Annotated in this window: 7 protein-coding genes and 4 tRNA genes; 7 read left to right on the top strand and 4 right to left on the bottom strand. The window is 44.6% G+C overall.

The window, feature by feature from the left end:
- Nucleotides 1-16: 16 nt before the first annotated feature.
- The 7 genes from KV201_RS20755 to KV201_RS20725 all read left to right on the top strand — a co-directional run bounded on the left by KV201_RS20755 (nt 17) and on the right by KV201_RS20725 (nt 12,608).
- A complete protein-coding gene (locus KV201_RS20755; protein WP_226060420.1) occupies nt 17-4,228 on the top strand; it encodes a type I secretion C-terminal target domain-containing protein in 4,212 nt (1,403 codons plus the stop codon).
- Between the two features lie 112 nt (nt 4,229-4,340).
- On the top strand, nt 4,341-6,518 hold the full coding sequence (locus tag KV201_RS20750) for a type I secretion system permease/ATPase (RefSeq protein WP_012588737.1): 2,178 nt from the start codon (nt 4,341-4,343) through the stop codon (nt 6,516-6,518).
- Nucleotides 6,515-7,897 (top strand): HlyD family type I secretion periplasmic adaptor subunit, encoded by a 1,383-nt coding sequence (locus KV201_RS20745; protein WP_107402809.1) that lies wholly within the window; start codon nt 6,515-6,517, stop codon nt 7,895-7,897. Before KV201_RS20750 ends, KV201_RS20745 begins: the two co-directional genes overlap by 4 nt.
- A gap of 29 nt (nt 7,898-7,926) precedes the next feature.
- The gene (locus tag KV201_RS20740) at nt 7,927-9,345 is read left to right on the top strand and encodes a TolC family outer membrane protein (protein WP_126492974.1); all 1,419 of its coding nucleotides are present in this window, start codon (nt 7,927-7,929) and stop codon (nt 9,343-9,345) included.
- Complete coding sequence (locus KV201_RS20735) at nt 9,345-9,953, top strand: OmpA family protein (RefSeq protein WP_226060418.1); 609 nt, start codon at nt 9,345-9,347, stop codon at nt 9,951-9,953. The genes KV201_RS20740 and KV201_RS20735 overlap by 1 nt, the downstream gene beginning before the upstream one ends.
- Before the next feature lie 19 nt (nt 9,954-9,972).
- The gene (locus KV201_RS20730; protein ID WP_006083437.1) at nt 9,973-10,680 is read left to right on the top strand and encodes a transglutaminase-like cysteine peptidase; all 708 of its coding nucleotides are present in this window, start codon (nt 9,973-9,975) and stop codon (nt 10,678-10,680) included.
- An 8-nt stretch (nt 10,681-10,688) separates the two neighbouring features.
- Nucleotides 10,689-12,608, top strand: a complete 1,920-nt coding sequence (locus KV201_RS20725; protein ID WP_226060417.1) for an EAL domain-containing protein — start codon at nt 10,689-10,691, stop codon at nt 12,606-12,608.
- A gap of 372 nt (nt 12,609-12,980) precedes the next feature.
- On the opposite strand, the gene KV201_RS20720 is transcribed toward KV201_RS20725, so the two are convergent.
- From KV201_RS20720 to KV201_RS20705, 4 genes are all read right to left on the bottom strand, one after another.
- Nucleotides 12,981-13,057: transfer RNA gene (locus KV201_RS20720), tRNA-Pro, on the bottom strand.
- A gap of 56 nt (nt 13,058-13,113) precedes the next feature.
- Nucleotides 13,114-13,190: transfer RNA gene (locus KV201_RS20715), tRNA-Pro, on the bottom strand.
- Between the two features lie 32 nt (nt 13,191-13,222).
- A tRNA-His gene (locus KV201_RS20710) sits at nt 13,223-13,298 on the bottom strand.
- Nucleotides 13,299-13,351: 53 nt separating this feature from the next.
- A tRNA-Arg gene (locus KV201_RS20705) sits at nt 13,352-13,428 on the bottom strand.
- Nucleotides 13,429-13,567: the final 139 nt, after the last annotated feature.

The raw sequence follows: 13,567 nt of genomic DNA, 5'->3' as shown, positions 1-13,567 counted from the left end.
AGGTAGCGATGGCTGGATGCAGGTCACCCTGACCAACGGCACCTTGTTCATTAAGGCCGATGGCACCACGGACTATCTCGCTAATCAAAACAGCACTACCGGTGATAGCTTTACGTACACCATCACCGATGGTAATTCGACGTCCAACACTGCCACCGTCACTATCGGGGTCGACGCGGTTAACGATGCGCCCGTAGCACAAGACAACAGCTACACCGCCATTGAAGATACTCTGCTGACTGGCAACATCATCACTGACAATGACACCACCCACGGTGTCGACAGTGATGTCGACAGCACTGCGCTGACCGTCGCCACCATCAACGGCGTCACCTTCAGTGCCAACGGTACCGACCCTGACCACCTAGGTAGCGATGGCTGGATGCAGGTCACCCTGACCAACGGCACCTTGTTCATTAAGGCCGATGGCACCACGGACTATCTCGCTAATCAAAACAGCACTACCGGTGATAGCTTCACTTACACCATCACCGATGGTAATTCGACGTCCAACACTGCCACCGTCACTATCGGGGTCAATGCTGTAAACGACGAAGTAAAAATTATCGGGCTTGATGGAACAGAGAAAACAATTAACGAGGCCAACCTGGCTGCTGGTACATCCCCCAATAATAGTGCGCTGACACAATCGGGCAATTTCAGCTTTACCAGTAACGATGGCCTATTAATGGTGACTATAGGTGGTGTTGTACTCGAATTAACAGACCTTCAAGCGTTAAGCATTGCAACGCCTGTCACTATCAATACCGGCTACGGTACGCTGCTATTAACTGGTTTCAGTGGAGACGCGACTGGAGGCACTATCAGCTATGCCTATACACTAAATCAAACAGTAGATAATAATGACGCAGGAGCAACTGATAGTGGATTCACCGATAGCTTCGAGGTAATAATTGAAGATGTTGATAATGATGAGGACAGGGCCACACTTGATATTCACATTGTCGATGACACTGTTGTTGCAGACATTACCGATTCTGAAGGTGACAATATTAGTGGTGAAGTAATTACTGGTTACTTTACAGATCCCGTCAAAGGGGCTGATACCAGCTATACAGCCGACCTCAGTGTCAACATTGCAGATTGGGATGCCAATGATCCCGCCACATGGTTTACCGCTTCAAATCAAACCACTGGTGATAGCGAAACTATTTTTTATTATGTTTCAGAAAGCAATCCCAATACCTTGTACGCCTACACCGATAGCGGCAATCCCCCAACAGGTTGGGCGGGTGAAGGTGTATCAAACACCCAAGAGTTAATGTTTACTTTGGTGCTCAATCCTAATAATGGGACTTATGAATTAGTGATTAATTCGCCCATTACAACAGAAACTGAAATGGGGGTTAATTTCACCATCAATATTGGTGGTAATAACTACATCCTATATGTCAATGAGAGCGGTGCAATAACCAAAACAGCACCTGCATCTACAGCATTTACCCTAACCGCCACAACAAACGGTGTAGCTGATACAGTCAACTCATCGACAAATGGTTACGGTGTGGGTTCAGGGAAAGATATAGGTAATGGTGAGTTACTGACATTAACCTTTAGCACTTCCATATCCGCTGTTGAAACGCTGGTTTTCACCTATAACAGTGGCACCACCTATACGGGCGAAGTGACCATGATACTTCATGGGGTTAATGCTAATGGAGACCCTGATACCATTACATTAGTGGGCACTAGTGCCACCCTGCCAGCACTGATCGAAGCTCAAGGTTGGGAGTCTATATCACGCATTGATTTAACAACCGCCCCTAATGGCGAGGAGTTCAACCTACACGGCCTGACAACGTCGACTCTGGAAGTTGACCCAACTGGCACTGTCCTGAATTTCAATGTGAATATCCTAGATGGTGATGGTGACATTGACAATAACAATCCATTTAGCGTTACGCTGAATGCACCTAGTGCCCCCAGCGTTATTACGCCAGTCGCCTTTACGAGCTTAGTTGAAACCAAGTCGTTAACCGATGTAATGGATACAGACTCCGACACCTTAGTCTTCAAAGCGGGTGACAAAAATATTAACAATGTCAGCTTTAGTACTGACCTAAGTAATATCCATGTTGAAGGCATACGCCAACCTATGAGCTGGAGAATCGAGGATGGCATTTTAATTGGTTCAATGCCTGGCAGAGGTGATTTGCTAAAACTGACATTGGACTGGAATGCAATTGAAGCAGGTGAAGAAGGTTCTGTTGTTGTTGAAGCTGAACTCCTTGGCAGACTGCCACATAATATCGACTATGATTCGCTATCAGTGAGTGGCATTAAGGTTGTCGCAACCGACTCTAGCGGCCAGACAGTAAAAGCAGATGTAACAGTATCTGTTGCTGATAGCCAACACATCGCTGTCGATGATGCTAATAATGTCGATGTACTAATTGATAGCTTTGAAGTGCGTGGAATAACAGCTGAATGGACAAAGTGGACAGCCGAATCAAGCGACTCCGATGTAATAACCTCCGACAGTAATGATGATGATACTGCAAATGACAGGATTCGTTGGGGTGATGTCAGTTGGGGAGAGCCTCGCTCTGGCTATAACTTTGATGAAAATACCAATATTCAAGTGGGTGATGTTGGTTTAAATCAAAACATTATTTTAGGGACTTTCACGCACCTTAATTACCCTATCGATGCGAATTCAGCAATAACTAAGGCAACACTTGAAGTCACCTTAATGATTAATGGTGTCCCCGCCAAAGTTACGCTTGAATTTGATCATAATGAAACCGGAAGCGGCGGCTATAATCCACCTGATATAGTGACGGTTGCCAATACATCTTCTGTGTTTATCTATGATGGTGCTCGTTACACCCTGCAGGTTATGGGCTTCTTAGATAATAACGGCAATGTTGTGACCAGCATTCAAACTGCTGAAAACAGATCGACCAGCTTCCCATTAGTGGTAAAACTTATCCCTGGTGATGGCTTCGAACTGCCAGAAATTAACGGCAATGTGCTCAACAATGATATCCAAGGTGCCGATGGCAACATGGAGATCTACGCATTGTCACACTATGGTAGCAATGCTTCCGAATCCAACGGCAGCTTTATAATACAAGGCACCTACGGAACACTTACCCTCAACGATGACGGAACATATACCTATCAGGTCACCACCGTTGGCAGCCTGATACCTGATAATGCCGTGGATAAATTTAGCTATACCATTAGGGATAGTGATGGTGATTTAAGCTCTGCAGAACTTAATATAAGTGTAAATACGGTTAATGATCAGCCAATTGCACCACCGCAGCCAGATGAAACAGTTTATGTTGGTGGTCAGGGTGTGGATTCGTTCCAGTTAAACGAATGGACAGGAGGTAAAGGATTATTCGCCGTTTCCCTTGGCGGGCATGGTTCAGTCGCCCCTCAGACCATAAACGACACCATTACTCTGGATACCGCATTGCATGTTAAAGCTGGTGCCAGCAACGACTTTGTGGATCTGGGCATTTCGACTGCCAATAATATAGTGGAAACTGGTAGCGCCTTACCCAATGTGAGCAATCAACTGTCACAGCAAGATGTACTTAATAGCAGGTTCATGTCTAGTAATACTATTGTGGGTAACGACGATCACCTAAAACAAAACGTGCTAAATGAGGTTCAACCTAAATCAGATACAGTTAATCTCGGTGAGGGTGACGATACTGTTTATGGTGGTGAAGGCACTCAAATGATCTATGGTGGGGCAGGTAATGACTTACTCATAGGTGGCGCCGGTATTGATGGTCTGCGTGGAGGCGCTGGCAATGATACCTTGATTGGCGGCCTAGGTAATGATGTTCTACGTGGCGATAGCGGCGCTGATACCTTCTTGTGGCGCTATGCAGATGCCGATCAAGGTACTGACCACATCATGGACTTTAATGTGAATAAGGATAAGTTGGACCTTAGTGATTTACTCCAAGGAGAGACAGCTAACACTCTAGAAAGCTATCTCAACTTTAGCTTTAATGGCACCTCAACCACGATAACAATCGATACTGATGGCACCGGTTCTAGTACTACAAGCCAAGTTATTATTCTCGATGGTGTCGATTTATCAAGCATATATGGTAGCACTAATGAAGGTAATATCATCAACGGTCTATTAACCGACGGTGCATTGATTGTCGATACTCAGCCAGTCGTATTTAATGATATATCATCCTCATTAGAACCATTAAAACCAAATACTGAAAACTAATTAGAAATAAATTTCTATTTTTTAATTACTAATCCGATGGCCTATAGAAATATAGGCCATCATGACCGATACTTGCCATAACCATATAAAAATCCAAAGGATAAGTAATTAGGTGTCAGCTGCAGCTTCTGAAAAAATTGACCAATGGACCATTTCGGCCTCGCAAAGAGTCTTAGTGGATCCGCTGCTGGATTGTTTAGTGCTACTCACTGAGCATTTTGGCAACCCGTGCTCAAGCGACTCGCTTGCGGCAGGTTTACCTTTGTCAGGTGCGGTATTAACACCCGATTTATTACCTCAGGCCGCGTCGAGGGCTGGCCTAGCGGCGAAGTTATCTCGAAAAGGCTTAAACGAAGTATCACCTATATTGCTTCCCTGTATTTTGTTATTAAAAGACAAGAAAGCCTGCATATTGCGTGAACTTGATGTTGAGTCCGATAAAGCGATTATTCAATTACCTGAGACGGGTGGTGAAGAGACGCTGACAATTGAGTCGCTCGAAGCCTTATATGTGGGATATTTATTCTTAGTTAAACAAGAATACCGTGGTGACATGGGCTTTGATGTTTATCTACACGATAATAAAACCCACTGGCTAGTCCAAACCTTAAAAGATTCTGCGCCCATTTATCGCGATGCATTAATCGCTTCTGTATTAGTGAATTTGTTCGCCTTAGTTTCACCTTTATTTATTATGAACGTGTATGACAAAGTCGTGCCCAATCTTGCCTTTGAATCCCTGTGGGTGTTAGCGATTGGCGCTTCTATTGCTTATCTGTTTGATCTTGTCATGCGGCAGCTCAGAAGCTACCTGATTGATGTAGCCGGTAAAAAAGTGGACATCATCGTCTCTTCTCGCCTATTTGCTAAAGCGATTGGTATCCCCTTAGAAAAACGCTCCCCCAGTATTGGCGGTATGGCAAAACAATTAGGCGAATTCGATAACATCCGTGAAATTTTAACCTCGGCGACGATCACAACTTTAGTCGATCTGCCCTTTGCGGTATTTTTCTTAATTATTATCTACATCGTTGCTGGCGATCTCGCGGTTGTCCCAGTGATCGGTGGCGCCATCATTATTGGCTTTACACTTTATATCCAACCTAAACTCAAAGCCGCTATCGAAGAAGGTAATAAATTTTCAAGCTTGAAACATGGGCATTTAATCGAGAGTTTATCGGCACTAGAGTCAATCAAAGCCAATGGTGCCGAAGGGATAGTACAAAAAAGCTGGCAACAGATGATAGGCCACAGTGCCAATTGGCAATTAAGGTCAAAAAAACTCTCTAACTCAGTATCGAACGTGGCTAACTTCACAGTGCAATTTACCGTTGTTTGTGTGGTGATTTTGGGCGTTTATCGCGTGGCCGATAATGCGATATCGATGGGCGGAATTATTGCAGCCGTTATGTTATCAAGCCGTGCTATTTCACCTATGGCGCAGCTTGCAGGCCTGATGACCAGAGCAAATCACACTGCCAGCGCACTGCGTCAGCTTAATGAAATTATGACTCAAGAAGATGAGTTTGAAAATAAAGGGCATTTGGTTAGCAAACAAAGGCTGATAGGCAAAATCAATGCTGATCATGTCGGTTTTGGTTACCCAGGTTCAGAAAAACCTGTACTTCATCCTATGTCATTGACGATTAATCCCGGCGAGCGTATTGCGATTATTGGCCGCAATGGTTCAGGTAAAAGTACCCTTGCTAAGCTATTGGTTGGACTATTTCAACCGACAGCAGGAAGCCTGCGTTATGACGGTTTAGACTCGGCACAAATCCATCCGAGTGATTTACGCCGTAACTTTGGTTATTTGCCCCAAGATGTCACCCTGTTCCACGGTTCGATTCGCGACAATATTTTATTTGGTACCCGCCAAGTCACTGAACATCAGCTAATCCGTGCCGTACAACTTTCTGGGGTAAGCCAATTTACCAACCTAGAAGCAGAGGGGTTAGACCAACAGGTCGGCGAAGGCGGCATGTCGCTCAGTCGCGGACAAAGACAGACCGTTGCCCTTGCTCGTGCCACACTCAATGACCCTCCAGTGCTATTGATGGATGAGCCCACCGCCAGCTTGGATGCGCGCGCAGAACAACAATTTATTCGCTCAATGCAGAATGTAAGCAAAGACAGAACCTTGATTCTTATTACCCATAAGATGCATCTACTGCAGCTTGTTGACCGTATTATCGTACTCGAACGCGGCCATGTGGTCGCCGATGGTCCCAAGGCAGAAGTGTTAGAAAAACTCAATTTTGGCCTCGTGAATGGAGAAGCTAAAAGATGAGTAAAAATTTAACCGCAAATGACTTAGACATGGTTGATGATGTCTACGGCGCCATGATGACAGACGCTCCCAGCGGGCACAGGTTAATCATATGGGCACTTGCAGCTATGGTTGTGTGTTTTTTATTGTGGGCGGGTTTTGCTAAATTAGACAAGGTTACCACTGGTACGGGGAAAGTCATCCCCTCATCACAAGTCCAAGTCATCCAGAGTTTAGATGGCGGCATAATGCAAGAACTGTACGTTCAAGAAGGTGAAATGGTGACGAAAGGGCAACCTTTAGTTCGTATTGATGATACCCGCTTCCGCTCCGACTATGCCCAACAAGAGCAAGAGGTTTATGGCTTAAAAACCAATGTTATTCGTATGCGTGCCGAACTCGACAGCATTCTCATATCAGACATGACTTCTGACTGGCGCGAGCAAGTACTCATTACTAAAAAGGAATTAATATTCCCCGAGGCTATAATTGCGGCGGAACCGGCCTTAGTGAAGAGACAACAAGAGGAATATAACGGACGCTTAGATAACTTAAGTAACCAGCTTGAGATCTTGGTACGTCAAATTCAACAAAGACAACAAGAAATTGATGATCTCGCGTCTAAAACAACGACATTAACCACCAGTATGCAGCTGATCTCCCGTGAGCTTGAACTCACTCGGCCTTTAGCTAAAAAAGGTATCGTTCCTGAAGTTGAATTACTCAAACTCGAACGCACAGTGAACGATTTGCAAGGCGAATTGAATTCAATGCGCTTACTGCGCCCTAAAGTCAAAGCGGCGATGGATGAAGCCATCTTAAAACGCCGTGAAGCCGTATTCGTCTATGCCGCCGATCTACGCGCGCAGCTCAATGAAACCCAAACCCGCCTTTCTCGCATGAATGAAGCACAGGTGGGCGCACAGGATAAAGTCAGCAAAGCAATTATCACCTCACCAGTCAATGGCACCATTAAAACCACTCACATCAATACACTAGGCGGCGTTGTGCAACCTGGAGTCGATATTATCGAGATAGTGCCATCGGAAGATCAGTTACTGATTGAAACCAAAATCTTGCCTAAAGATATCGCCTTCTTACACCCAGGATTACCCGCAGTGGTAAAGATTACCGCCTATGACTTTACTCGCTATGGCGGCCTTAAAGGGACAGTTGAACATATCAGTGCCGACACATCCCAAGATGAAGAAGGCAATAGCTATTATCTCATCCGAGTCAGAACCGCAGAATCCAGTTTAACCAAAAACGATGGCACACAGATGCCAATTATCCCGGGAATGTTAACTTCGGTTGACGTTATCACGGGGCAAAGATCCATACTTGAGTACATTTTAAATCCAATTTTAAGGGCTAAGGACACAGCGCTAAGAGAGCACTAAGCCTTTTTTTATAAACCGGGAGGTTGATCATGAAGACTTCAGCAAGACGACAATTTCAATGTTCAAAGATAGCCATAGTGCTGTCATTGATCCTGTTACCTTTATCGGCTCAAAGCCAGACGTTAGAACAAGCCGTTGCACATACGCTTGATACGAACCCTGATTTACGGGTTGCCTTTAACCGCTTTAAAGCGCGTGAAGAGCAAGTTAATCAAGCAATCGCAGGCTATATGCCGACGATTGATGTCACTGGTGGCTACGGTTACGAACAGACAGACAGTGTGTCGACCCGTAGACGACCTAACGTCGGTGAAGTCGATAGCAAAGGGGTGGCAGAATTAAACCGCGGAGAGTTTGGTGTTAGCTTAAAGCAAATGCTTTTCGATGGTTTCTATACTAGCAGTGAAGTTGATCGTTATAGCTTTGAAGCCAGTGCAGACCAATGGGCACTGCTTGCTGCAGCTGAAGATATGGCACTCGATGTCAGTAAGGTCTACCTCAACTATTTACGCACCGATCAGGTGTTGAAATTAGCCGAGAAGAACCTTAACAGCCATAAAGATATTTATGACCAGATCAAACAACGTACTGATTCAGGTTTAGGTTCAATCGCGGATCTCTCCCAAATCACGGGACGCTTAGCGCGGGCAAATGCCAACGTGATTTCTGCTCGTAACAATTTACTTGATGCAAAAGCACAATACATCAGAGTTGTTGAGTCAGACCCCGTTGATTTGATTCAACCTGTTCCAGATGCCGATATGTTACCTAAAGATCTCAGCTCAGGCTTATCTGATGCACAAGAGAACCATCCAATTCTTAAATCTGCAGCAAATGATATTCGCGCCGCAGAGAATGAACGTTCATCAGTTCAAGCTAATTACTATCCTCAGGTTTCCTTAGAACTGAATGGTAACTGGAACAATGATATCGGTGGTGAAGATGGTGTCTCAGGTTTAGGTGCTTTCCGCAGTGATGTGGGCGGTTATAATAATGACCTCGTCGCTATGGTTCGGGTGAGATATAACTTATTTTCTGGCGGTAAAGATCTTGCCCGTGAGAAAGAAACGGCCTACAAACTTGGTGAAGCCAAAGAAATCCGTCAACGCGCGCAGCGTGAAGTAGTTGAAGGCGTCAATCTAGCTTGGAACGCTTTTGAAATGCTAGCGCCGCAAAAACAATACATTCGAGATCATGTTGTGGCCGCAAAGGATACACAAACAGCCTATGCGCAACAGTTCAACTTAGGCCAACGCAGCCTACTCGACTTATTGGATACTGAGAATGAGCTCTTCGAGGCACGTAAAGACTACTTACAAGCCGAATATGATGAAATCATTGCTAAGTATCGCGTGCTCAACTCCACCGGACGCTTATTAGACTCTCTCAAAGTCACAAGACCCGATGCATGGCGTGGAGAACGTAACTATGAAGGGGGAGCTAACTAATGAAAACAATCACATTTTTTCTCGGTGTCACTCTTTTAGCTGGTTGTTCAATGCGCGATACAGTTAATATTGACGAAATGACCACAACTCAAGCCTATGATCTATCAGATAAAGATAGTGATGGCGTGATAGAGGCCCGTGAACGCTGCAATGATACCGCGCAAGGGGCCGGTATTGATAACTATGGCTGTGGCAAAATCAAAGCAATAAACGAGCGGAAGGAAATAAATATTTTATTTCCTAATAACTCTGCATATATAGCACCTGAGTATTATCCTCAGATAGAAGAAGTTGCCATTTTTCTTCGTCAGTATCCAACGACCAAAGTAACTATCGAAGGTCATACTAGTCGCACAGGCACCGATGAGCGTAATGCGGTATTATCGCAAGAACGAGCAAATGCCGTGACTGCTGTGCTAGCCGAACGCTTTAGCATTGATAGAAGTCGATTAACTGCAATTGGATATGGCTCTAGTCGCCCTGTTGTTTTAGAGCAGACACCAGATGCAGAGATCCGTAACCGCCGTGTCGTGGCTGAAGTGACCGGTGATGATACGACCACGGACATGAAATGGACGATTTACTCGGTCGATGACAACACACAATAAAGGACTCTCACATTAGGTTATGAACGGCAGACTTGGTTATAAACATTCATTATTGCGAGTCTGCCGCTTTAGCCTCATAGCGTCAGCCTTAGGCATATGCTGCCTATATGCTGCCCCCACACAAAACCTTGATGAAGGGAAGATCACTTCAACCCTTGAAAAACATTATGGTGAGCGTGCAGGGATGCGAGCTCGGGCTTGGTTCAAAGTGTTGTCAGAAGCTAGCACGCTAGATGAAAAAGAAAAGCTATTGAAAGTAAATAACTTTTTTAACTTATTCCGATTTATTGATGACAGTAAATTATGGGGTGAGTCAAATTATTGGGCAACACCGATGGAGTTTATTGGCGTGAATGGTGGTGACTGCGAAGATTTTTCGATCGCTAAATACTTCACCTTGCTCCAACTTGGCGTGCAAGAGGACAAGATGCGGATCACTATGGTTAAAGCGACTACGGTGAATCAATACCACATGGTATTGGCTTACTATGAGACACCAGCATCGATCCCCTTAGTTCTCGATAATCTCGATCATGAAATAAAGCCCGCCACCAAAAGAAAAGATCTACTACCTGTTTATAGCTTTAACGGTAAACAGTTATGGCTCAATAAAGAGCAAGGTAGAGGTGTGCTAGCGGGTTCGTCAACACGGCTAGAAAAATGGAACGATCTTAACCATAGATTAGGTGTTGACCGCCTTAGACAACCAAAATTAAAACTGGAGTAGCACCAAAAATGACACTGTTTAGACAGATTTATTCGCTGCTTTTTAGCCTATTTTTGCTCGTAGTTGCAAGCCTTGGCTATGTGCAATTTACTGAGACTCAAAGCTTTTTAACCAAGCAAATGGAGTCAGATCTAAACAATGCCAGCACTTCACTTGGTCTAATGCTTACTCCAGCACTTCAAGCTGGCGATACCGCAGCGGCAGAAACCTTAGTGAATGTCATCTTTGAAGGTGGCTATTATCAAAATGTAAAGCTGACATGGATGGTGGATGGTAAGCAACAAGAGTGGAATAACCCTTTAAGAATTGAAGATGTACCTCAATGGTTTATCAATTTAAATCTATTTAAAACCATCAAAAAACAAAGCACTATTACTTCTGGCTGGTTGCAACTCGCGCAACTTGAGATCACCGCTCATCCTGGGTTTGGTTACCATGAGCTGTGGCGAATCATGTCCAATACGATCATTGCCTTCTCTCTACTTTTCCTCGTCGCCATTTTTACCGCAAGAATCGGTTTAACGTGGATATTAAAACCTCTACATACTTTGTCGGAACACGCGAAAAGTATTGCGGCACGCCAATTTGGCCCAGACATGGCATTACCTAAGACCACTGAATTGAAAGACTTAGTGACCGCATTTAACAGTATGTCGGCGCAGTTGAAGCAAGTGTTTCATTCCCTCGACGAAGAAGTCGGCGCATTACGTAAGAAGAATCTTGTCGATCCTGCGTCAGGCCTGCCTAACCGCCAATATGTGGTGAGCCGTTTAAATGGTTGGTTGAGTGAACCTAGCAGCGGCGCGTTATTTCTCGCTAAACTCGACTGGCTCGAAGAAGTGCACAGCAAATATGGCTACCAAGTTCGGGATGAAACCATACGGATCTTGGCAGAGAAGTTTCAGCTGCAGTTAAACGAAATAACACCGTCTGTTATAGGCCGCATTGCCGCCTATGAATTTGCATTTTTAGTGACTGATGTTGAACACGATCAAATCAGCAAATATTTACAAACGCTTATCCGCACCATCAACCAAGAAATGTCGAAGGCGGGCTGTAAGCCTAATGAAGACTTTGCTATTGGTATTGCGGAGCGTATTGGGCAAATGAATGTGTCGGATATTTTGGCCCAAGCCGACAACGCCCTTCAAAAAGCGTTACAAGAGAATAAAACATTCCATTGGTTTGAAACCACAGAGCAGCAACTATTCACCCGTGAACAGTGGCGGGATAACCTTAGCCATGCCATCAGTAATAAGAAGTTTAAGTTTAGATGGCAGCCTATCCAGTTTTGCGATGGGGATGGTATAACGCAGCGGGAATTATATTGCCAATTAGAGCTAGGCGATCAACTCGCCCATGCAGGGCAATTTATGCCTTATATCGAGCTCTTATCTCTCGGTGCCTTGCTCGATAAATGCTTGATTGAAACCGTCTACGAGCAAAAACTACTAGAGCGTAGCTATGAACCGCTCGCGATTAACTTAACCCACCAAAGTATTAACGATCCTCAGTTCCATGAGTGGCTCAATCACTTCTTACGTAATGCCGCATTTATTGAGCGGATCTGCTTCGAAATACCTGAGGCAGGCGTTTATAGCGATCTTAAGTCGTGTCAGCACTTATGTAACATTATTCGAGATAATGGCGCTAAGTTCGGCATTGATCACTTTGGCCGTCAGTTTGGCTCTATGTCTTATCTACAGGAATTAAGACCGAGTTATGTGAAACTCGATCAATCCTTCGCCTACTATGATGAGACACACCATAATAGTGAGCTCTGCCGCGCGCTAATCAACGTAGCGAAAGGATTAGATATTCAAGTCATAGTGACGGGTATTCAAGAAAAAGCTCAGCTAGAGCGCTTTAACGAGCTTAGAACTGATGCCTATCAGGGCTTTATCGCCCCTCCGGTGAGTCTTGATTAAGCCGAATTAAGAAGTGATATTAAAAACAAAAAGCTCCGTAAGGAGCTTTTTACTTTTCTAACGACAGAATGGCTATATCGATACCGTTGCACATCTGTATTGCCTACATAGAGTTTAAGCAAACGCATAAACAATTTCTGTATGAAGCTACATTGCACAAATGCCAAAAAGTCCCTGTGTATTGATTAAGAATGCTGAGACGTTTCTGCTTATCTGTTCGATGCGTTGAATTTGGTCGATACGTTGAAAGCGCGAGGATTCGATCTCTTCTTTCTAACAATAGGGCCATTAATACCAATCAAGACAAGTAAACCGCAGATGCAAAAAAGCCCCAGTGTATTCATTAAGAATGCTGAGGCTTTTTTACTTATTTGGTCGGTGATAGAGGATTCGAACCTCTGACCCTCTGGTCCCAAACCAGATGCGCTACCGGGCTGCGCTAATCACCGTAAAATTTTAACTATTTGCTTAACTTACATTAAGCTCGCTAGCTATGCGAAGAATTTGGTCGGTGATAGAGGATTCGAACCTCTGACCCTCTGGTCCCAAACCAGATGCGCTACCGGGCTGCGCTAATCACCGAGAATACAATCTTTATATCAAAGTAAACGAAATGGGGTGACTGATGGGGCTCGAACCCACGACAACCGGAATCACAATCCGGGACTCTACCAACTGAGCTACAATCACCACTGACTTTCACTTATCTTGCTAACCTAAAAGCTCACAACTCTGTTCGGAATTGGTGCGCCCAAAAGGATTCGAACCTTCGGCCTCACCCTCCGGAGGGGTGCGCTCTATCCAGCTGAGCTATGGGCGCTCGCCTTGGTTAGCGCCGCATATACTAGGGTCAAATCCCCTTTGAGTCTATAGCTGTTTTGCACTTTTTTTACTGACTGCTCAAGTTTTATCACATTAGCTGACTTTTAAAGCAAAATGCAGCCAAAATATGACTTGGA

It is taken from the genome of Shewanella sp. SR1 (assembly GCF_020447145.1).
Lineage (GTDB): Bacteria > Pseudomonadota > Gammaproteobacteria > Enterobacterales > Shewanellaceae > Shewanella > Shewanella baltica.
This window is presented reverse-complemented; position numbering and strand designations above follow the sequence as displayed.